Origin of the sequence: Campylobacter sp. BCW_4332, from assembly GCF_001763175.1 — a bacterium.
Taxonomy (GTDB): Bacteria; Campylobacterota; Campylobacteria; order Campylobacterales; family Campylobacteraceae; genus Campylobacter_D; species Campylobacter_D jejuni.
The window spans coordinates 1-21,570 of sequence record NZ_MJYF01000014.1 but is presented as its reverse complement, the minus strand read 5'-3'; the positions used below and the strand labels follow the sequence as shown (position 1 = coordinate 21,570).

27 protein-coding genes and 2 pseudogenes are annotated in these 21,570 nt (G+C 27.0%); 15 read left to right on the top strand and 14 right to left on the bottom strand.

The genetic code is table 11. The annotated features are described in order from the left end of the window. The 5 genes and pseudogenes from AJN64_RS01315 to AJN64_RS09685 form a co-directional block, all read left to right on the top strand. Positions 1-330, top strand: a pseudogene (locus tag AJN64_RS01315) (hypothetical protein); the annotation flags it as partial. Positions 331-348: 18 nt separating this feature from the next. Beyond that, on the top strand, positions 349-1,635 hold the full coding sequence (locus tag AJN64_RS01310) for a hypothetical protein (RefSeq protein ID WP_070292559.1): 1,287 nt from the start codon (positions 349-351) through the stop codon (positions 1,633-1,635). A gap of 22 nt (positions 1,636-1,657) precedes the next feature. Continuing rightward, on the top strand, positions 1,658-2,452 hold the full coding sequence (locus tag AJN64_RS01305) for a hypothetical protein (protein ID WP_070273984.1): 795 nt from the start codon (positions 1,658-1,660) through the stop codon (positions 2,450-2,452). 1,115 nt (positions 2,453-3,567) lie between these two features. Beyond that, a complete protein-coding gene (locus AJN64_RS01300; protein WP_410002375.1) occupies positions 3,568-5,322 on the top strand; it encodes a conjugal transfer protein TraG N-terminal domain-containing protein in 1,755 nt (584 codons plus the stop codon). A gap of 223 nt (positions 5,323-5,545) precedes the next feature. Then, positions 5,546-6,169, top strand: coding sequence for a hypothetical protein (locus AJN64_RS09685; RefSeq protein ID WP_261665698.1), 624 nt, complete (start codon positions 5,546-5,548; stop codon positions 6,167-6,169). 24 nt (positions 6,170-6,193) lie between these two features. Here AJN64_RS09685 and AJN64_RS01295 read toward each other — a convergent pair whose 3' ends face one another. The 3 genes from AJN64_RS01295 to AJN64_RS01285 form a co-directional block, all read right to left on the bottom strand. Continuing rightward, on the bottom strand, positions 6,194-6,538 hold the full coding sequence (locus AJN64_RS01295; protein ID WP_002922649.1) for a hypothetical protein: 345 nt from the start codon (positions 6,536-6,538) through the stop codon (positions 6,194-6,196). Positions 6,539-6,680: 142 nt separating this feature from the next. After that, the gene (locus tag AJN64_RS01290) at positions 6,681-7,040 is read right to left on the bottom strand and encodes a type II toxin-antitoxin system HicB family antitoxin (protein ID WP_002779573.1); all 360 of its coding nucleotides are present in this window, start codon (positions 7,038-7,040) and stop codon (positions 6,681-6,683) included. Positions 7,041-7,043: 3 nt separating this feature from the next. Beyond that, a complete protein-coding gene (locus tag AJN64_RS01285) occupies positions 7,044-7,271 on the bottom strand; it encodes a hypothetical protein (RefSeq protein ID WP_002881942.1) in 228 nt (75 codons plus the stop codon). A gap of 258 nt (positions 7,272-7,529) precedes the next feature. On the opposite strand from AJN64_RS01285, the gene AJN64_RS01280 reads away from it, so the two are divergent. After that, positions 7,530-8,234, top strand: a complete 705-nt coding sequence (locus tag AJN64_RS01280) for a Fic family protein (RefSeq protein ID WP_070292558.1) — start codon at positions 7,530-7,532, stop codon at positions 8,232-8,234. Positions 8,235-8,546: 312 nt separating this feature from the next. Here AJN64_RS01280 and AJN64_RS01275 read toward each other — a convergent pair whose 3' ends face one another. From AJN64_RS01275 to AJN64_RS01260, 4 genes are all read right to left on the bottom strand, one after another. After that, the gene (locus AJN64_RS01275) at positions 8,547-9,161 is read right to left on the bottom strand and encodes a DNA repair protein Rad50 (protein ID WP_070292557.1); all 615 of its coding nucleotides are present in this window, start codon (positions 9,159-9,161) and stop codon (positions 8,547-8,549) included. A gap of 154 nt (positions 9,162-9,315) precedes the next feature. Continuing rightward, positions 9,316-9,747, bottom strand: a complete 432-nt coding sequence (locus AJN64_RS01270) for a hypothetical protein (protein WP_053872718.1) — start codon at positions 9,745-9,747, stop codon at positions 9,316-9,318. A 5-nt stretch (positions 9,748-9,752) separates the two neighbouring features. Continuing rightward, positions 9,753-9,977: a hypothetical protein gene (locus AJN64_RS09480; protein ID WP_002861536.1), complete on the bottom strand. Its 225-nt coding sequence runs from the start codon at positions 9,975-9,977 to the stop codon at positions 9,753-9,755. Between the two features lie 177 nt (positions 9,978-10,154). Then, positions 10,155-11,150 (bottom strand): DUF3825 domain-containing protein, encoded by a 996-nt coding sequence (locus AJN64_RS01260; RefSeq protein ID WP_070292556.1) that lies wholly within the window; start codon positions 11,148-11,150, stop codon positions 10,155-10,157. Positions 11,151-12,875: 1,725 nt separating this feature from the next. Here AJN64_RS01260 and AJN64_RS09475 point away from each other — a divergent pair. Continuing rightward, positions 12,876-13,046 carry a hypothetical protein gene (locus AJN64_RS09475; RefSeq protein WP_162844511.1) on the top strand — a complete coding sequence of 57 codons (171 nt, stop codon included), beginning with the start codon at positions 12,876-12,878 and terminating at the stop codon, positions 13,044-13,046. 697 nt (positions 13,047-13,743) lie between these two features. On the opposite strand, the gene AJN64_RS01255 is transcribed toward AJN64_RS09475, so the two are convergent. From AJN64_RS01255 to AJN64_RS09675, 3 genes are all read right to left on the bottom strand, one after another. Next, positions 13,744-13,935, bottom strand: coding sequence for a hypothetical protein (locus AJN64_RS01255; protein ID WP_002881951.1), 192 nt, complete (start codon positions 13,933-13,935; stop codon positions 13,744-13,746). Positions 13,936-14,082: 147 nt separating this feature from the next. Beyond that, complete coding sequence (locus tag AJN64_RS09680; RefSeq protein WP_250492793.1) at positions 14,083-14,487, bottom strand: hypothetical protein; 405 nt, start codon at positions 14,485-14,487, stop codon at positions 14,083-14,085. Next, positions 14,487-15,386 carry a hypothetical protein gene (locus tag AJN64_RS09675; protein WP_250493677.1) on the bottom strand — a complete coding sequence of 300 codons (900 nt, stop codon included), beginning with the start codon at positions 15,384-15,386 and terminating at the stop codon, positions 14,487-14,489. Before AJN64_RS09675 ends, AJN64_RS09680 begins: the two co-directional genes overlap by 1 nt. A gap of 845 nt (positions 15,387-16,231) precedes the next feature. On the opposite strand from AJN64_RS09675, the gene AJN64_RS09670 reads away from it, so the two are divergent. From AJN64_RS09670 to AJN64_RS01235, 4 genes are all read left to right on the top strand, one after another. Beyond that, complete coding sequence (locus AJN64_RS09670; protein ID WP_250489376.1) at positions 16,232-16,501, top strand: type II toxin-antitoxin system PemK/MazF family toxin; 270 nt, start codon at positions 16,232-16,234, stop codon at positions 16,499-16,501. A gap of 75 nt (positions 16,502-16,576) precedes the next feature. Beyond that, entirely contained in the window at positions 16,577-16,711 is a 135-nt protein-coding gene (locus AJN64_RS01245) for a helix-turn-helix domain-containing protein (protein WP_053872940.1), read from the top strand. A gap of 34 nt (positions 16,712-16,745) precedes the next feature. After that, positions 16,746-16,931, top strand: a complete 186-nt coding sequence (locus tag AJN64_RS09665) for a hypothetical protein (RefSeq protein ID WP_261665696.1) — start codon at positions 16,746-16,748, stop codon at positions 16,929-16,931. 146 nt (positions 16,932-17,077) lie between these two features. Next, entirely contained in the window at positions 17,078-17,455 is a 378-nt protein-coding gene (locus AJN64_RS01235) for a hypothetical protein (protein WP_044780706.1), read from the top strand. Between the two features lie 452 nt (positions 17,456-17,907). On the opposite strand, the gene AJN64_RS01230 is transcribed toward AJN64_RS01235, so the two are convergent. Beyond that, entirely contained in the window at positions 17,908-18,288 is a 381-nt protein-coding gene (locus AJN64_RS01230) for a hypothetical protein (RefSeq protein WP_070292555.1), read from the bottom strand. 539 nt (positions 18,289-18,827) lie between these two features. On the opposite strand from AJN64_RS01230, the gene AJN64_RS01225 reads away from it, so the two are divergent. The 3 genes from AJN64_RS01225 (at position 18,828) to AJN64_RS09460 (ending at position 19,634) form a co-directional block, all read left to right on the top strand. Next, the gene (locus AJN64_RS01225; protein WP_053872942.1) at positions 18,828-19,130 is read left to right on the top strand and encodes a hypothetical protein; all 303 of its coding nucleotides are present in this window, start codon (positions 18,828-18,830) and stop codon (positions 19,128-19,130) included. Between the two features lie 11 nt (positions 19,131-19,141). Beyond that, on the top strand, positions 19,142-19,285 hold the full coding sequence (locus AJN64_RS09465) for a hypothetical protein (RefSeq protein WP_002782730.1): 144 nt from the start codon (positions 19,142-19,144) through the stop codon (positions 19,283-19,285). 187 nt (positions 19,286-19,472) lie between these two features. Then, a complete protein-coding gene (locus AJN64_RS09460) occupies positions 19,473-19,634 on the top strand; it encodes a hypothetical protein (protein ID WP_162842081.1) in 162 nt (53 codons plus the stop codon). On the opposite strand, the gene AJN64_RS01220 is transcribed toward AJN64_RS09460, so the two are convergent. Both AJN64_RS01220 and AJN64_RS01215 read right to left on the bottom strand, forming a co-directional pair. Beyond that, on the bottom strand, positions 19,631-19,825 hold the full coding sequence (locus tag AJN64_RS01220) for a polymerase (RefSeq protein WP_038401389.1): 195 nt from the start codon (positions 19,823-19,825) through the stop codon (positions 19,631-19,633). The genes AJN64_RS09460 and AJN64_RS01220 overlap by 4 nt on opposite strands. Before the next feature lie 12 nt (positions 19,826-19,837). Further along, on the bottom strand, positions 19,838-20,068 hold the full coding sequence (locus tag AJN64_RS01215; protein ID WP_002779694.1) for a hypothetical protein: 231 nt from the start codon (positions 20,066-20,068) through the stop codon (positions 19,838-19,840). A gap of 230 nt (positions 20,069-20,298) precedes the next feature. Between AJN64_RS01215 and AJN64_RS09875 the strand changes: the two are divergent. After that, positions 20,299-21,213: pseudogene (locus AJN64_RS09875) on the top strand (tyrosine-type recombinase/integrase). 50 nt (positions 21,214-21,263) lie between these two features. Here AJN64_RS09875 and AJN64_RS01205 read toward each other — a convergent pair. After that, on the bottom strand, positions 21,264-21,551 hold the full coding sequence (locus tag AJN64_RS01205) for a hypothetical protein (protein WP_172671472.1): 288 nt from the start codon (positions 21,549-21,551) through the stop codon (positions 21,264-21,266). Positions 21,552-21,570 lie beyond the last annotated feature (19 nt).

The following is a 21,570-nucleotide window of genomic DNA, read 5'->3' as shown; positions in this document are numbered from 1 at the left end:
GCTTACAATGAAGCTTTACAAATTTTACAAGATTTTGCTAATGGAATTTACAATACAAGTAAAGATAAAACAGGAAGATATATAGAAGATAAAAATAAAACCAGAAGATTACTAGAAAAACTCAATATCATAGGACAAAACAATCTTAAGGCTATGTATATAGGGATAAATGAAAATAAAGAAAGCTTGAAAGCTATAGACAAAAGAGAAAATAACACTAGCAAGGCAAGTGCAAATACTGATATCACATCAGAAACAAAAACTCCGCCTAATTTCATAGGCAGATTAGCTACTACTATAATCATAGAAGATGGTTTATATATGGGATAAATTACGAAAGGATAAACAATGAGCGAAACTTATGAGATTTATACACCCAATGGATTAACATTAGATGTGGAAAAAGATACCAATAAAATACTCTTTAAAGAAAATATTAAGCCCACAGGCAACTATACCGAAGAATATTCCAAAGCGGTTTTTAAATCTTATCATATTATGAAAAACTCCCCCTACAAAGACTATAAACCCCAATACCTAGATCCTAACTTTTATACAGGACAAAGTTCTACTTTACTTGAATTTAAAGATTGGCAAAGTATATATTTAAAAGATCCTATCAAAGGAGCTATAGCTCCTTGGACTAAAGCAGAAAAAGCTTATTATAAATCTTTAAAAACTAAAAGAGAAAGATATAAATATCTAATTATAAGAAGTGGTATAAGAAGCACTGTTATAGATATACCCTATGATGCTTATGCTAATGTAGATGAAAAAGGATATTTAATCAATGAAGAATACGCCTATATTTATGATGAAGTTAACAATAATAAAGAAACCTTAAAATCTTCTCTTTTTAGACAAGAATGGGGTATAGCAGCAGGAATACTAGGAAAACCTGAATATTTTGTGCGTTCTAAAAATCATGGCTTTAATGCCAGAATGATACAATGTTTTATTTTATATATTCAACTCACAGGTGGAGGATATGAAGAATTAGGTATAAAAAGAGGAATTTATAATTATGCTGATAATCTTTTAGAAATAGGTATAGGTATGGCAGGGATACATAAAAATCCTTTAAGGGCCAAATTAGTAAAAGATTTAGCTAAAACTATACAGCCTGATGAATTTGGTATGCTTCCTTTTATAGATGAGATTATGGGAGTAGATTGGGTGATTGATTTAAATAAATATGATTTTGCCTATGATGAAGAAGGCAGGATCATTTGGGCTTTATATAATGATATTAAAAAAGGCAAATTAAAAGATCCAAGAGATATAGATTCTACTCCTGAAAGTAGAAATAAATTTGATGATGCTATGGATGGATACGAAAATGGAATGGTAACAAGATTTGATGTAGATACTCCAAATGATTGGAGTGAACAACAAGCTACTTTATTCAAAGATACCCTAGTATTAAGCGCCAAACTAGCAGCCCTAACCCCACCTCAAGGCTATCCTAATGCCCCTTATTATTTTACACCTGAAAGATTAGAATGGATTTATAAAAGAGGATATTTAGACAAACTCCTTGATCCAAGAATTCCTGCTATTTATAGATATAATTTTCCGCAAGAACTTCGAGCTAAGATAAGAGCTTATGCTAAAGAGCATAATATAAAAGAGTGAACCACAAAAGAAAGGAAAAACAATGCAAAAAATACTTCAAATCAATTTAGAAAAAAGAAAAGCTTTAGAGAATTTCAAAAATCTAGCTTTATTAGGATTAGGTGGAACAATGCTTTTAAATTTAAAAGAACAAGCTTTGGATTTTACTCAAGAATTAACTTATATAAATACTTATGATAAGTATTTAAATTTAAAGCTTGATTCTTTTTATATCCCTTCTACACTTTTATCTTTGCTTCAATTAACTCAAAAAAGCAAAGAAGCTTTTTATATCAATGTTTTAATCAATAGCGATACACATTATAAAAATCCTTTATTACAATATGCTATTACCCAAAAACAAGAACAAGAAAATATCGTTTATGCTTTAAAAAATAATGAAAATATTAATGCTTCTTTTACTAATCTTAATGCTTTAAAATTAGCCTTAGAAGAAAAGAATTTTTATCTTAATTTTATAGACTTAAACAGCAAAGAAAGTCTTTTAAGTTTTTACAATCAAATATTAAGCAATCATCATCTTAAAGATTATTTTTATATAAAAAATAATCAATTTTTTATTAAAAAAGATATAAAAAATAAAATTGTATTTCATAATATAAATTCTTCTTCTATTATAAGTAATTATCTTAGATTGTTAAATGATTTTAATACTTTAAGCAAGATAGAACTCATAAATATATTAGAAAGTTTAAGTTTATACAATCTTTCAACTTTAATGCAAACTATACAATCAAAAAATGAATATAACTCAAAAGACTTTGATAAAGATAGTATCTTTTTATCTAATATGATTATGAATGTGAGATTGAAGTAAAAAGATAGTAGATTTGGTAAATTTAAATCTTGTTAAGTTTATTATTTAGTTCAAATAAAAAATATAAAAAAATATAGAAATTCAATAGAAGAAGAGAAATTTAGTTAAAAGTTTGTTTGGTAAGCCACAAGGGGAAACTCACCCCCAAAGGGGCAAGGCTAATAAGCCTTGACAGTAATTATACAAAGTAGTATAATTATAAGTATGAGTCGTGTCATATAGTTCACCCCCTTTCTAGGGTGTGATTATGCCACAGGGTTGCAGCCTTGTGGCAAAACCCTTAATGCAATTATACCAAACAAATTCTTTAGCTTCTTAATACATTTTATTTATGATTGAATCTTATCTTTTAGCATAAGCAAGAAAAATATAAACTAAAAAATAAAATAAATCAATAGAAAGGAAGATAGGCTTAGTTAAAAGTTTGTTTGGTAAGTCAAAGGGATTGTTCTAAACCCTGCAAAAGCAGGGGATACTCAAGAAGCCTTGACATAGCAAAGCATTAAGAGTATAATTATTAGAACAATTTTGAGCATTAAAACTCACCTCCCTTCTGGGCGGTAAATTTAACGCTAAAGGGTTGCAGCCCTTTGGCGTTGCACCCTTTTATAATTATACCAAACAAACTCTTTAACTTCTTTAATATAGTCCATGAAAAGATTTTACTTGTTATTCCTTAGCACTTTGTTTTTTGCACCTTCATTTTTATTTGGTGCAAATATTAAAAATATAAAATAATATAGAAATTCAATAGAAGAAGAGAAGTTTAGTTAAAAGTTTGTTTGGTAAGCCAAAGGGATTGTTCTAAACCCTGCAAAAGCAGGGGATACTCAAGAAGCCTTGACATAGCAAAGCATTAAGAGTATAATTATTAGAACAATGTTTAGCAATTTAATCACCGCCTTTCTAGGTTATGATTAATGCCAAAGGTAGCCGCCTTTGGCATCTACCTTTTATAATTATACCAAACAAATTCTTTAGCTTCTTTAATATAATCCATGAAAAGATTTTACTTGTTATTCTTTAGCACTTTGTTTTTTGCACCTTCATTTTTATTTGGTGCAACTGAAATAGCTAATAGCAATTTAATTTATACTTGGGGTTATGGCGATGTAATGAATGAAATCATGCAAGCTGTTAAAGGAATAACCACTGAAACAAGTTATATCGTTAATGCAGTCTTAGCTATTTCATTATTGCTTTTTAGTATTAAAAAAGCAATGGATGGACAAACAAATCCTGTGTTTGAATTTGGAAAAATGTTTATACTTTTTGCTGTAGTGTGGCACATGTTTTTAAGGGCGCCAAATGACAATAATCACCGCTTCATGATTCACGATGAAGTAACAAGTAAAGATTATGTCATTTCTCAAATTCCTATAGGCATAGGAAAAAGCTTTGCATTAATGACACAATTTGAGAAGGTTATCCTAGAAGCTATGGAAAAACATTTTTCAACTCCACAATCTACAAATTTTTCTAACGCAGGTTTAGGTTTTTCACTTCAAGTGATGAGTACTTTACCAAGCGTAAAGCTTTCGGCTATTGATGCAACTTTGCAAAAAAATATTGATTTTTACTTTAGAAACTGTATTTCAGTAGGTATCTTACTTGATCAACAAGGTAGAAATCTTTTTCAAAATTCTGATAATTTAATGCAAGATCTTTTCACAAATATAGGCAATGGCTCTCAGCTTACTCCTTTGTTTAAAAATAATAATAATGTTGAAGAACAAAGTGTTGTGCCTTGTTCTGATGCAGGTCCTCAAATCGTTGAAATGATTCAAAACGATACAGATGAAGCTATGAAGATTCATGCTGCTTTGCTTGGTATGGTAGATGATATGACAAATTATGAGCAAAAGTTCTTAGGCGCTGCACAAATCTATAACGAACAAGCTGTAAGTGCTAGATCTTATTTACAGCAATCCATGATAATGCTTGCTTCTCAAGATGCAATCATTAATACCGCTAAATCAGCAGGATTAAATCCTGCTTCTGTGGCTGCAAATACTGCTTATGCGGATCAGCAATTTTACGCAAGTATGCAAGCACAAGGACACATGGCACAAACTTATTTGCCTTTAGCTAAAGCTTATTTAACAGCTATTATCATAGGTTTGTCTTGGCTTGTTGCTTTGCTTTCTATTGTGTTTGGCTCTTACGCACATATTAAGATGTTTTTTACTCTGTGTATTTGGATAGTGCTTTGGACTCCTATACTTTGTATCATTAATTATCTAAATGATTACAATCTTATGAAAGTTGCACAAGTAATAACAGGTGGAAAAGCAGCTTTAAGCTTAGGAGATAACATGCTTATATTTAAAGAAGTAGCAAATAGATCAAATTTTATGAATTATCTTGTAATGAGTACTCCTGTTTTAGCTTATGCAATTGCTAAAGCAAGTGAGCAAGGATTTATAACTTTTGCTTCTGGATTATCTCAAGCTCTAACAGGTGCTTCAAGAGCTGCTGGAAGCTTTGCAAATCAGCAAGCTCTATCTACACAAACTAGCATTGCTGCTCCTAGAGGAGATGAAGTTTGGGCAATGAATGCAGGGGTAGCATCGCTTCAATATGCAAGAAATATAGATGGTGTGGTTACTAAATTTAATACTCAATCAGTTATGAGCGATAATACAAAGAATTCTGAAATCTCTAATGCAAATATGACAGGAACAAATGTTGATGGTATGATGTCAGGCGCCAAACTTAGCGCAGGAACTATGACAACTGTTAATAGCGTATCTCAAGCAAATTCTGATGCTTGGAATAAAAATTTTAATGATCAGTATTCACGTATGAGTCAAAGCGGTAGAGCAAGTGCATTAAATGAAGCTAAAGGATTTATAGAAAAAAGGAGATGAAACATTTAAGAAGGCTTTTGCAAATAATATTGGAAAAGAGATTCAAAATAGAACTGATTTAACTAGCGAAGAAAAGGCGGAAATTGCATTAGCAGCTTCTGCTCATGCAGGTTTTAGCGTTCTTGGAAATGGTGCTGAAATTCAATCAAGTGCAAGTTCAAAAAGAGGTATAGGAAATGTTGAAACTTTTTCAGAAGCTCAAAAAGCTGCATATAATGAAATAATGGAAAGAGCTTCTCTTAAAACTCTATCTACCGCAAAAGGTATGGATTCTTTTTGGAGTAATACACTTTCAGGTGGCGATTCTACAGCTTATTCAAAAATGGTTGGATATGCTCAAAGTTATACCCAAACAGAACAAGGTATTCAATCTGTTAGTGCTAATAATATTGACAATACACTTAATGTGGTTGCAAGAGATCTTGCTGCTGGAGATAATAAAGACTTTAGCAATCTTAATACAGCTCAACAAAATGAATACTTTGCAAAAGCAGGTAATTATGTATCCGATATGATTAAGAATGATCCTGCACAACTTGCACAGTATAATAGTCAATATGGCGCTCAAAGCATTGTTAGTCCAAATAATACTACTATGCCACACGCTGCAGGTATGAATTTTAAAACTGTTGATGGATCAGAAAAAAGTGTTTTAACTCAATCTAATTTAAACCAAGATCAAGTAAATAAAAGCAGTAAAAGAACAAGCAATACTACAATAATGCCAGATAGTCAAGAAGTTAAGGGTGTAGCAGTCAAATCTAATTTAAACAATGAAGTTGGAGAAAAAATTAAAAAAGCCAATCATCTAATAGATGGAAAAGCAGGAGATCCTGCTATACACTAAGATTAATTGAGATTAATTTCTCAATTAATCTTCATTGGAATATAAATTGTTATAAAAAGGATTAGACAGCGAAAGGGTTGAATATTTTGATATTCCGCTTTGTTTGAAATGCGTATCATAACAGTTGTCTCTTTTAGGATAAGTTTTTTTGAACGGTTTATTTGTGGCGTTTATTAAAAGTAATACTAAAAATAAACACACTAAACTAATTATAAAACTTAAAATTATATGTTTAATGCCTATATTATAAATATTTATTAATAAACAGCTTAATAATATCAAAGCAAACATTACTGCTACTCCTAATCCTATTGCTATTTTATTTATTAATTTCATTTTTGGTGATTTCATATTTACTGCTTTATCCATCTTTATTCCTTTCAATTATAACTTAATCATATTTTTAATAAAATTATACCATATTTTAATAATTTTTGCAAGTTTTTTTGCTATAAAATGCCTATTTTTTAGGAGTTTGAAACGGATTTTTTTTATTTAACTATGTCAATTTTTAGGTGCTTATTTTATAAGATTTTATAGCACTATTTGCAAGATCAGCTAAGAATTTGCTTCTATTATCGCTTATTGTATCTATTGCCTCTACTAAGCTTTTAGGCAAGGTAATATTAATTCTAATTTTTGCTTCATTATCAATAGGTTCTTTAATATAATCACCTTTTTCAAGCATAACTTCTAATGCTCCTTTAAATGCTTCTTTGAGATCTTTTAAGGCTTCTATTTCATTTTCACCATCTCCCATAATATAAGGGAAATCTTTATATCTTGCAAAATATCCTCCGCCATCTTTTTCATCAAGTTTTTTTATAATAATTTCATAAGGTAGATTAAGATAGTAATCTAAGTCTTTCATCATTCATTCTCCTGTTATAGCTTTTAAAACCATTTTGACATATATAGCCTTTATAGGGCGTTTAAATGAAATAGTAATAAGATCACATTCTTCTTTTCTGAATTGATAATGTAATCCGCCTTTATTAAAACATTCATAACCTTCGCTTTCTAATAAAATCTTAAGCGTTTCAAAGGGCACATTGTTAGGATTATTTTTTAAATCTTTAATAATTTTATCTTTTTTACTCACTATAATATCCTTATGAGTATGTATTATACACACTTTTTATTAAGTATCACTTATAAACCGAACGCAATTCTTTTAATCTTGTTGTCTTTGTATGTTTAAAGGGGCTTTTCTGTCCTGCGGTTTTGCTAAAAATACTTCCATTTTAAACTTAAAAAACCTAAAGTTTAGATATAATCTCACAAAACGCTTACTATGTCGTTTCATAGTTAAGCCTTTAGGGTTATTTCCGCCAAGAGTTAAAACTCAAGGCGGATTTTTATGAAGAAAAGATTTAAAATGAGAAATTTAACTTTAGAAGAAAATATATTTTTAGCAAAAAGAAACCTTGTAGATATTATTTGGAAATCCGCGAATTTAGAAGGTGTAAATGTTACTTTTCCTGAAACTCAAATGATTATAGATGGCTTTAGTGTTCCTGATAAAACAATACAAGATTTAACAATAATTTTAAATCTCAAAAGAGCTTGGAATTATTTGTTTGATACCATTAATGAAAAAGTTAGTTTGAGTTTGATACAGGACTTTAATAGGATTGTAGGCAGAGATTTGGTTCATAAATTAGGATTTTTAAGAACAGCTGATGTTAAAATAAGTGGAACAAATTTTAAACCAAAATTACCTATTGATTATGAGGTTAGTAAAAATATAGAAACAATTTTAAAAAATGAAAATAAAAAAGAAGTAGCATTGGATTTGATGCTATATCTTATGAGAAGTCAATTATTTTTTGATGGAAATAAAAGAACTTCAATGCTAATTGCTAATAAAATTTTAATTGAAAATGGATTCGGTATTTTGGCAATTGCTAAGAATGATATGAATGAGTTTTTTACCCATCTTGTTAAATTCTATGAAACAAACAATAATTATGAAATAAAACAATTTTGTAAAGAAAATTGTATTGAAACAATGGTTTTTCATAATGATGAAGAAAAAACAAATTATAGGAAAGAATTGAGATAACACTCAAATTTTCATATAAAACATTAAAACTTATTCATTCAAAAATACTATAATTAAAGCGTATTAAGCATGGCTACTCTTTCGGTTATAAGAAGGAGACATGATGAGTAGTCATTGATTTTTTAGTTCTTGTCTTAGAATTAATTAACGAGATAATCAAGCTTGTTGATTATCTCACTTAAAAAACCGTTGAAAATTCTATAAAAACCACACTTAGTCTAAGCTTAATACAATTGTAACAAAAAACACTTAACCGAAAGAGGTGTGGCTTTCGGCTATTTGTTCTTGCAAAGTCTTTATCGTTAATATGTTCTATTGTAAAACTTCTATAAAAATTTCTTTACTTTTTAGTTTCTCATAAAAATTTTTTCTTTTATTGGGGTCGTTTGTAGTTACAATGGTAAATCCTGCTTGTTGAATTTTCATGAGAATTTCTTTTGAAATATTCATACTATGGAATAATTTTTTAAAATGTTCAGGTGTCATTACTACTGCTCTAATATAATGAAAAAATGGATTACCATTTTCTTTATTTTTATTATATTGTATAGTATTATTAAACACTATGTCACTGCTGTAACTAATGTTTTGGAAATTATCTTCTTTGATACGCTTTCTCATCTCATTATAAAATGAAGTTAATTTGTTATTCTCATCTTTAATAAGATTAAGTATAGGATCTGGAATTTTATCTAAATATTGATTTTTTTCATCGAAATTATCCATATTAAAAGAAGTAATATAGTAAGATTTATCCATTGCTAATATTATAGAAGTTGAAGGATAATTTTTATCATAACCATCAAAATATAAATTCACATTTACATCGTGATATTGATAACGAAGTTTAATACAGTTTCCGACTTTTTTATATTTAGCATTATTGTACTTCTCTAATAAAATACCTAAAATAATAGTATCACTCATTTACACTCCTTGAAAACGAAAATCTAAATATTATGTTATTATACAATCAACATTTTAGAGCAATACTAAATATAAACTAAATTGACAATTTTTTAATTGTATGATATAATTTAAAATCATTATAAGGGCGGATCGAGATCGCCCATCTTAAATATTATTTTAAGTAGCTATTTAAATCTTTTTCAAAACTCTCTATTAAATCACTTAAAAAAGCATTGATTTTATTTGGCATAACGCCTATAAAGGTATTATGTGATTTTGTGGTGATTCTAGGAGCTAAAGCCTTTTGATTTGTTATTTTTGTTTTATATAAATTTTCCCAGTGAAAACTTCTATTTCTGATTGTGAGTAAAAGGTTAAGAACAATATTTGCTTTTTCTATATTGCTAAAACTATTTTTATATTTTTTATTATTTACATAGTGAAAGTAATATTCTTTGTTGTGTGCATAATATTTTTTAAAATTTATATTAGAAGAATTAATTATTTTTGCCTCTAAGTGTTCTAGCTTAATTATAAATATTACATCTCCTGAAGAAATTCTTGAAATGAGTTGATTGTTATCTAATATTTCTTTGTTTTGCAATTTAATTATTTTTGTTTGATGTTTTCTTCGTTATAATTTCTTAACCATTCTAAATCTTTTTCTTTCATATGTTTATCTAGTAAATTTCTTAATACTAGTTCAAGTATTGCTATTTTTGTTGTTATACTTGCAATCATTTTTAAATTATCAAAATGTTCGTAAATATTATTATAAGATTCTAATCTTTCTTTAGAAAACAAATATTCAAGATCGGTCTGTTCTGTTGGCATGAATTTCTCTAATATTGGATTAATATTCTTAAATCATATCAAATTTTTACAAAAAATATTATTATTCACACTTGTAAGTACTTTTTTCAAGCTTTCTTTCCATTTCTTTTTTTGGAAATAAAATTACATGATAAAATAGACTTATCTAAAAAGCCTATTTTATCAATGTTTTCACTTTCAAATAGTGTTTTTTACCCATTCAGATTCAATTATTGAAAGAACTCTTGCGGTTTTGTAAATATTATCATGCGGATTTAGTATAGTTCTCACGGCGTAATACTGTTCGTTTTTTACCTCTTCTTTTTCAACTACAACTATCGTATCAACTGATTCTTCTTGAAGTTTCAAAGGAATGTATAAAACTACCCTTTGCTTATAAGCTGCAGGAATAATCATCTTTTGAAGATTATAATTATCTTTGATGATTTTCAATTCACCATTAATAATGTGTCCTATGAACCTATCATTTAGTTTTTTCACAATTTCAGGTAATCGCTCTTTTCTCTCAAAAAGATGCAAATGATTTACTCTAAAATCTAATTTACTATCAAAAATGATTTCATTTTTGAATGTATCATAATCGCTTAAAGATTTAGGTATTTCTAAATCATCTAAAACTCTATCTCCATTAGAACAAAATTTTCTAAAAATATATCCTCCATTTTCCTGCTTTTCAAAGCATGCAAATATTGGAAAAACACCTGTACTATACAAACCTGTATTGAAACATGCCTTTGTTTTGTCTTTATTATAAGTAATAATATCAGGATAGCTTTTATTTTCGTAAATGAACTCAAAATATTTAAATAGATAAGAAAATAAAATATTATTTCCGTTTCCCCAAAATTCTTTTTGAGCTATATTGGAAAGCTCTTGGAGTGTATTTAGAAAATTTGGAAAATAGGCAAATTGAAACAACAAAGGTTTCTCTTCAACTTTGTTTTGAATTTGATCACGATTTGAAGTCTTGTTTCTTGTGGTAGCTTTTTTAACATAAACTAAAGAAGGTTCGTTTTCATCTTTTTCAAGATCAAAGCCTGCTTCTATTAATGCCTTACTACAATTGATTTTTAAATCATATTTTCTTTTCAAATATTGACTGATATGCCCTGTAGTAACATGGTCAAATTTAGTTTTACTATCTTCATAGGCTTCTAAAATTAATTTTTCTATGTTTTTTTCACGCTAAAAACCTAATTGTCCTTTCTTATAATCTTCTAAACCTTTCAATAGTCCAAAAAGTATGTCAGAATCAACCGCTCCTTCAATAGGAGTGCCTATTACTTTTCCTGTTGGAGTTAAAATATAAGCTATTGCGAGTTAATTACAAATCAACTAAATAAAATACATATATTACAAGTTGTTTTCAAGCAATATGTAATTTTGTTTCAATATGTGATACAACTTTACTTCAAGTATAGTTTATGTTTATGTAATTTTTATTTCAACTTCACTACACTTTTACTACAACATAACTACAACTTGAGTTCAACTTTATTACACTTTCACTACACTTTAACTACAAAAATGTGAAAATTTGCATGTTTTTTGAAGTAAAAGTGTAGTTAATATGTAGTTAATGTTATTTTTACTATAACTTGAGTGCAACTTTATTACAACTTAACTACAAAAAAGAGTTTGTTTAAAATACTATTTTATAGGGTTTTTAATATTAATTTAATTTTTATTGTTGAAAAAATATACTAAAAAGTGTAATAAAAAAAATAAAATATCAATATTCAGGGCTTATTATGCTAAAACCCTTATTTTTAGGCTCTTTTGCTTTTTTTGAAAAAAATGTAAAAAGTTGAGCCAATGAGCATAATGCAATAATATAGCCTAAATATAGGCGTTTAAATCTTATTGTTGTAGGCAAATTATGCTAATGTTTTACCGACATTTTGCGATTTGTAAAAAGCTTTTAAAATATCTATTTTGTAGGTTTTTAAGCATTGTTGATAATCGAGTTATTGTGTAAGATTTTTGGCAAAAATAGACTTTAGAGCTAAAAACTGCAAAATTTTCTTCATGGCGTGTATTTTTGATTGTGCTTGATTTATAGCGATAATATGAGAGCTAGGGCTTATTTTAGAAGTTCTTGCGAATTTTCAAAAATGCTTTGCAGTTTTGAAATGGGCTGTGGTTTTTGTTTTGTGTTGCGATTTTTGTAGGTTTTTTTGTGTTTTTTTGATTGCAAGTGGGTATCTTGAATGGATATAGGGTTTAAAATGACAGAATTAGCCTTTAAAAGGCAAAATGATTTTTTTAATGGTTTTTTTATCGTTTTAGGGTTATTTTTTTGATTTTTGGGTGTTTTTTGAAAGAATATCGATTAGTGTTTCAAAATCTTGGATTTCTGATTTGGTGATTTTGAATTTGTCTTTGAGAGTTAAAAACTGATAGGCTGAAACTATATCAAGCTTTGAGTATTTGGCTTATAAATCGATAATGCTCTCATGGTTTTTAACTCTTTTTAGTTTGGCAATAAAAGTGTTTTTTGTTTTTTTTGATATAAGACATAACAGCAGGTGTCATTTTGCTTTTGTTTTCTTCAGTTTTGCCGTAGATTGAGAGTATGAATGCTAGACAGCTAGTTATATTGACAAATAATTTGTCGTTTTTCTCTTTGTGGATTATTTTGTTTAGGTATATTTTGGTAAACCAAGTTTCTATGACTTTGTGCATTTTGTTTTTTCGCTTGGGCGTGTATTAGTTTTAGACATAAGTTTTCTCCTGTGTTTTTAGTGCTTTATGAAATTAAACCGTATTTTTATTTAACTTGGGTATGAAATGAGTATTTTTATATATCAGGGAAAGTTTATACTAGAAATATGTTTAAAAAGTGGCAAAGATAGGGAGAGAATGAGAGAAAGAATGAGATGATAAATAAGGTGATAAATGAGAGAAAGAATGAGTATAAAGGCTATAAGGATTTGTGTTAAGGATAGCGTTAAGATGAGATTTGAATGCGTAGAATGCAAGATAGGGAAGAATGGGAGATGGGGTATAAAGGGGGTGATAAATGAGGGGATAAATGATGAAAATTATTCAATGAAATGTAGCGGATAAAGAAGGGGAATAAATGAGGTGATAAAGGGTGAGAAGAATACTTTTCTATTTCAGGGGCTAAAAATACTTTAGGTTAGGTACAAAAATGGCAATATTATTAACGAAATTAATGAATGTTAGGTATAAAAATTTTTTGGGTGTATTTTTTAAAAAAAGACAAATCGCAATAAGCTATGTTATAAAGTCCCTAAAAATAGGCATTCTTTACTTTAGGGTAGGTATAAAAATGTCATTGCTTAAGGCTAGACTTTTTAATGCTTAATTAAAACTATTTTTGTCTTTTTGTGGGTTTGGATTTGGAGTATTTTTTAATTGAAAAATTTACAAAAATTTTAGAGTAAAGATAGGTAAAAAAATAAAAATAAAAATAAAAATAAAAAATGATAGATAAAAAAAACAAAAAAATAAATCAAAATAAATATAGTTTTGCTGTAATTTTCTCTTTGAATTTTTGCTCGTGAAAAGTACAAGATAATTTTTTTATTTTTTTAATCATATAAAAAACAATATTTTTTATATGAAAATTCACAGAAAAAAAGATAAAATTTTAATACTAATTTTAATTAATTTTATTTTAAGTCTAAAATATATAGAGATAAAAGTAGTATAAAAAATACACTATTAAAAAAATACTTATTTTTTTACTTGTTTTTAATTGATTTTTATATCTAAAATATTTTTTCTCATAAAAACATGATTACTCGTTTATATAGATAGACTTTTCAAGCTTTCTTTCCACTTCTTTTTTCTTTTTTTCAATTGCTTCATCAAATCCTTTAAGCACTGAAAATGGAGCAAACTGTGCCGCTCTTTTTTCTAATGGCATAAGAGGATATTTTGTAGATTTTTTGTATTTAATATTAATAATATCATCTTGGTTATTAGGCATTGTGTCCTCCTATTTGCGAATTAATTTTTAAGCCATTTTCAAGACTCGAGGCTTTAAAAATAGATTTTTTTCCATATTTGTGAACAATCGCGAGTCTAGCTTTTTGTAATTTCTCTTCTTTTATAAAATTTTTATTTTCCTTCTGTTCTAAGTCAGTAAAAAGACTGGGTTCTTTAATTTTTTTATCGTGTCATTTTTTACAACATTATTAAGAGTAAGACTTATTTTTCTAATTAAAAAATCAGCATTAACTATTAAATCAAACAATTCTAAACCTTTATTGCAAATAGTTTCCAAGGAAGAGCTGTGGTAATCCAAATTGATTGTTGAATGTGCATTTTTTGGAATAGATCTTCCATAGGAATCTTTGCTCATTGGACCATTGTAGCTTTGTACCTTTTCTAAGCTTTCTTTATCATATTGTACATCTAAAATGATTTGATTGCATGTTAAATTTTGCTCAATTAGCTCAAGAACCATATGATCGACGATTTCTTTAAGCATATCTCTAGCTTTTTTAAAACTATAAGGTTTAGGCAAAACCTTAGCCATTACCTTAGAGATATGTTTGCTTTTATATTCTTTAATAGCTTGTGCATTGTACAGCTTTCAAACCCCCAAGCATGATCGATTAATAACTCAGCATTTACTCCAAAAATTTGATAAAGTTTATCCTCGTTATTAAGAGAGTATCTTGCTAAATCTCCCATATTGTTAATGCCTATGCTTTTTAGTTTTGTTGCATATCCTTTGCCTATACGCCAAAAATCATTTATGGGCGTGTGTTGCCATAATTTTCTTCTATAAAGCATTTCATCCAAATACCCTATGCAAAGTCCATCTTTATTAATATTTTGTTTTTTGGCTAATATATCCATTGCAATTTTTGCTAAGTAAAGATTTGTTCCTATTCCCGCAGTTGCTGTTATTTGAGTTGTTTTTAAAATTTCAAATAATATGTTTTCAATGAGTTTGTCAGCAGATAGCTTATAATGTTTGATATAAGGAGTTAAATCAATAAATACTTCATCAATGGAGTAAATATGAATGTCTTTTGGATCAAAATACTTTAAATAAATACTGTAGATTTTAGAACTATAGTCTATATATGTTGACATCCTAGGTTTTGCGACAATGTAATCAAGCTCTAAATTGGGATTATTTATTAGTTCAAGATGATTGTATGATTTTGCACTGAAATATTTAGCAATTTTTAAGCGCTCGTAATTGATTGTTTTTACTTTTTGTATTAACTCAAATAGTCTTAATCTGCCTGATATATTATAAGATCTTAATGCGGGAGATACCGCAAGACATATTGTTTTTTCGGTTCTACTTTCATCCGCAACTACAAGATTGGTATTTAGAGGATCTAATTTTCTTAAAATGCATTCAACAGAAGCATAAAATGACTTAAGATCTATAGCTGCATATTTTTGCGTATTATCCATATTTTCACATTTGTATATAATAATTATTTTTTAATTGTATAAAAAGAATTTTAATAGACTAAGATTGTTAATTTTTGGTTCTTGTTTTGGAATTAATCAATAAAACAATCAAGCTTGTAGATTTTTTCATCTAAAAATTTTATCAAAAACCATGCCTTGTTTAAAATTACATAGTATTACTCAATATTATGCTTTTATATATTTAAATCGAGCGAGCAAAGTATACGAAAAGATTTATATCAAGTTTAATTTTAAATGATAAAATTTAAGCTGAAATAATGATAAAGTTTTTTGAAAATGCTGATTGTAATAAAAAGTTACATTAATATAGGCAAATGAAATTTTCTGCTATTTTTTTTAATAATAATTGCTATTGATAAAATAAAAATCTGCCTTATTTTATACATGGAAAAATCTCAAAATCTTTATCACTCATTTCATTTTTCGCTATTTAAGAAAAAATGAAACTGTTATAATAAGGATCTTGCTTTTTATATAAATCATAAACCAAAATACCAATAAATTAAAAAAAGAAAGAGAAAATTAGTTGAAAAACAAATCTTTTAAAAAGACAGGAGAAACAATGAAAAAACTTAGAAAAATATAGAAAAGAAATATTTAAAGATAAAACTTCTGCTTACAGCATTACATAGCATTATGCCAAAAGATATAAAGGAATAAAATGAACGAAGTGCAATTTGACAGCTGGAACGAACGAAAAAAGAGCTTAAACAAAGTAAAATTAATCAGAAAAGTTAGTGTAAAAAAAGATTTATTGGCTTAGCATTGGTTTAAATATTGGTGCTGAAGTTTAAGGTAAAAATGAGTTTTTTACGCGTCCTGTTTTGGTAATAAATAGTTTTTATAATGGCACATTTTTAGGCATACCTTTAAGTTCTAAGACTAAAAACAAAAAAGGCTTTTTATTTCACAAATTTAAGGACAATAAAGGCACTTTACAAGTTGCACTTTTAGGACAAATGAGAGTTTTTGATACTAAAAGGATAAAAACTTACATAGGAAAAATCAATGACAAAGATTTTGAAATGATTAAAAATAAAATAGTAAAAAATATAATAAGCCCTGCACTAAGACAGGGAAACTCAAAAAAATGAGCCAAATCCTTTCATTTCTGAAAAGTAATGAAAAAATTATAACTAAAAAATATTAATCTAAAATAAAGGATTAGCATGACAGAAGAGAAAGAAAATATTATTAAAGAAGTTTATAAAGAGTTAAACACTACTCAAACTGAATTAGGAAGACAATTAGATGTCTCTGCTTCTACAATAAATACTTGGGCTAGTGGTAAAATTCTAACTTAGTGGATTATATTCTACTGAAGAAATGGGCGTTGGAATGACTGAAACTAGCAATATTATTATCGATATTGAAGCTTGCCAAAACAATACTCATGAAAACAAAAAGAAAGTTGATTTCTCACAAAACTTTTCACAATCAAACGCTACAACTTTTAGCGAAAATGAAAGACAAATTTTGTTATCTTTGGGACTCAAAGTGAAAAATGAAGATGGTTATTATTGAATTGTAAGAAATACCTATGGTTTAAATGAAAAAATCAAGCAATTAGGTTATAGATTTCACTCTGAGAAAAAAAACATGGTGGAAGCAAATTGGAAATGTAGCCTAAGAGCGCACATGAAAAATATGCTATAATTTAGGAGTTAAGCATGCAAGGATATGCCATGAAAAAAGAAATTACACTCAATGAGAGCTTTAAAACATTATTGAAAAGTATTTTTTCAGATACTGATCAAGCTAAAAAGCTCATTCAAGCTTTTGAAGAATTTGCTAATGATAGAGCAACAACGCAAAGGCTTAATTTTGGGAATTTAAAGCAAGAAGCCATTGAGCAAATAAGAAATGAGTTGGTTAGCAAGGATTTATTCCAATCTGAGACTAAAGGACTTGAAGCTGAAATCAAACGAATGGAAAGTTCATTAAAACAGCAAGGAATCTATTGGCTAGGAGCTTGTGTTGTTAGCATTGCCACTATAATTTCAAGTGTTTGGGCAATAATGGACTTTATGGTAAAACATTTAAAATAATATTCTCACACTAGAAACAATCTAGTGTAACTTAACCCTAAGGTGGGATATTTTATCCCTTGACTTTTAGCATTTTTTTGTTATAAGATAAGGAGAAAAAAGAAGGATTTTTTCAAAAAAATAGTAATATTTACAAAAATACCCACAAAAGCAATCTTAATATTCATGGAATCTATTGGCATAGGATTGTTTATAAATAGTCTTTATGGTTTACAAACAGGCGATAGTAGAGAGCTTTTATTATTCTCATCGAAAGTTTGCTAATTTTAACGGTAGTTGCATTATCATCAATCTTTCTTAAAGATTGAACTTTTTTGAAAAAAAGGAGAAAAAATGGATGGTTATAATATAGCTATTTTAATTGGTGCTATCACTTTCGTTTTTGGTACATTGGTTTTAGTAGCTCATTATCTCAATGATAAACACACTAACGAAAGTGAAAACTAAAAACCTTATTGTCTTAGAAATGATTTAAAGATAGACAAAATTAAATCAAAAATTGTAGGCTGTAAAATAAACATTAAAGCAGCAAGAATAATTACATATGTTCTAACTTCTCTTTTAAAACTATCTAGTTTGTTTTCAAGCTTATCAAGTTTAGCACCTATTGAATATTCAAGCTTATCAAATCTAGTATTCAAAAGATCTATAGTTGATAATTTAGAAATGGCTTCTTTAAATTCTCTAAAAGATTTGTCTTTTATTTCTTGAGAATTTATTTGACTTTCTTTAGCAAATTCGTTAAGAGCTTTAATGAAATTTTCTTCAGTTTGATCTTTAAAATAGATAGAAAATAAAGCTTTTACACCTTCTGAAATATAATAATTTTTCATATTTATACAACCTTTTTTTAATTATAACATAGCAAATTTAAAAATGCAGTTTTTATAAAAATAAATAGAAATTTGTTTTGATTATATTTTACTCAATATTTTTTATTACATCTATGGTTAGTGAATATAATTAATAATTTTTATAAGGGCGTTTTCTGCTTCTTTGTTTTTATTCTTCTTTTTAAAAGCTACATCACAACACTTTATACTCTAAGCTTTTTAAAAGTACTCAAATAAGATTATCATAATAAATAATAAAAAATCAATTTCTTATTATTTTCATTTTATTTTTTTTCTTTTTTGTTATAATTTATATGTTAAAATAACATATTACAAAGTAAACAATATGGATTTATCTCATTCATATTATTTTAGCTTTTGCAATAGCCGTAGCCATATTTGTTACATTTTATGACTTTGATAAAAAAGATCATCAACATAATATAAAAAAATAATATCCTTAATATTTATAAAAATTAAAAAAAGATTTTAAGTCATTCTAAAAATAAAAATTTATACTATTTTTTAAAGGATTTGCTATGCAAAAAAATATACAAGATTATATTATTGATGTTCATTCTTGTGATCCCCATTCATCAAATGCTTATAAACAAGATTTATTTGATGTAGAAAATGAAGTTTTTGCTAAAGATTGTGAGTTTATAGAAAAATGTGGTTTAGATGATATGGTAAAACACAAACAAAGTGATGAAGTTTTTAAAGTGTTTTATAAAAAAGATGATAATAGAGTTAGTAATATGCAAGCTTTAAATCGTTTTGATAAACTTAAAGGTGCAATGACAAAAATAATTTTAGATAGTGGTTTTAAACCTGATAAATAAAAAGGATTAATATGTGTAAAGATCAAGAATATATAGAGCAAATGAAAACTTTATTATTAAAAGGTTTTAAAGATGCCAAAGATGATAAAGTGTATCAAAAAGAACAGCTTGAACTTGCAGAAGCAGGAATTAATGATGGCTTAGAGGAGGATTAATTATATAATTAGCCATATATTTATATTAGTTTTTTTAAAAAACCGTTTTTACTATTCTTTAATCTTTTATATTGTATTTTGATTGTCTTATTTATGTAATTTTATATATAAAAAAAGTTTTTTCCAATTTTACAACAAAACCCTTTATGGTATAATAAAAATAAAAATTATATAAGAAAGGATATAAATGGCTATAAAAATTGAAATTAGCGGATTTGATAAGGATTTTTTACCTGTTTTTGAGAGTTTAGCTAAAAGCTTATCTCAAAAGCCTATTTTATCAATGTTTTTTTCTTATTTTTTGAGCAAAAACTTACGCATACCCTTTTTTCATTTTTTGTTTCTTTAACTTCTCAAAAAAATTTGTGCCTCATTAAAACTTGGAAATACATTATTTTTTCTTCCTGTGCAACTTTTAAAACGCACATTTCCGTAAACTCTCTCAACCATATATTCCTCAAATAGAGTGGCAATAATTTCTATGCTATAATAGCGAATGTTTCCTTTCTCAGTTATTCTGTGCAACAAAACATTATTCATAAAAAAACCTAATTAAAAATTATTTATTTTATTCAAAAAATCATTTTTAAACATTTTTTCTATAGCAAGCTTAATCATTTGATTAATTTTCTCATTTTCTTTATTTGTATTAGAAATTTCATCTTTGTAAGTAGGAATCATCATTTCTATCATTTTTAATGTTTTTTCATCAAATAAAACTCTTTTTGGAATTAATATTTCATTTTTTTGAATATTTTCATTATTTATTGTATTTTTTTCCATTTTTATCCTTTATTTGTTAAAATATATAAATTATACCATAATTTTAATAAAAAATTGTATAAATAGACAAATAATGCAAAAATATAAATATTTTTATGGTATAATTTAAAATATATAACATAATCTTATTTCAAAATAAGCCTATTAAAATATATATTTTGATATTAACACAAGCAAATAAATATAACATATATTAACCATTATGTTATAAAAAAAAGGATATAAATAAAATGAAACTTAAAAATACTACAATAAGCGAAGATTTAGAGCGTTGGATAGAAGCTTATTTGAAACATATTCAAGCATTATCCTATTCAAATAATACTTTTTTACTTTATAGGCGTATTTTACTAGAATTTGTAGAATATTCTTTAGATTATCAAGATGAAATGCAAATAAACGATATAAAAACGACTTTTTTAGTCAATTTTCTTAATTATTTAGAAAATAATTCAAAAAATGGCAATAAACTATCAAAAAAAACAAAAATAACTTATTTGAGAGTATTAACTAGCTTTTTTTCTTTTATAAGCGATAATAATGATGATTTGTTTGTTTTTTCCTTTGATATGAAGAAAATTAGATTTAGAACAGAAAAATCAGAAGAAAATTAAATTATCTTAATGAAAATGAAATTATAAGGCTAAATAATGTTTTAGAGAAAGAAAAAGCAAAAAAAGAAGTTTACAATAGTTTTAGAAAAAACTTATGCTTTATGGAGGACTTAGAATTTCTGAAGCTTTAAATGTAAAACTTTGTGATTTTGAAGAGGTTGATGATGAAATATTAAAAATATCCATAATAGGCAAGGGCGGTAAAGAACAATTTGCATTTATTAAAAAAGAAGAAGTAGATGATGAGCTTGAATATTTTAAAGAAAATATCCAAGATAGTGATTACATAATGCAAACTAGCACAGGAAAACATTTAAATAGAAGCAATGCTTTTTTGATTGTAAATAATATTTACGCTAAAGCTTTGATCAGCAAAAAAGGACTTCATTTGCTTAGACACACTTTAGCCATGAGATTAACAGCCAAAGGAACAAACCTTGTGGAATTCTAAGACATGCAAAACTAAATACTACTGCTATATATGCCAAAGCAACAAATGATACAATAAAAGCTGCGTTATTGAATAATTAATTTTTCTAAAATTGAGTATTTGCATAGACTTCAAGAAGAAGTCTATGTGTTTAAAATTGTTCTAATAAAAGTTTAGGTTCTCCGCCAAGTATTTTGATGAAATTTGCAATTCTTGATTGTATTATTTCTACGGAATACATACCTCCTAAACCGCCTAAAGCATAAAATAATTCTTCGAAAATGTCTTCTTTGTTAAATTCAAGTTCTTCTATGTCAATAAGAACAGGAGTTCGGCTACATTTTTGTAAATTTTGATATATTTTGACTAAAATCTTGATTTTTTGTAGATTACTTTCAGCCTCTAAATAAGAATTTAAGTGTATTATTAGGGTTTTTATGAGTTTTTCTCTATTTTCT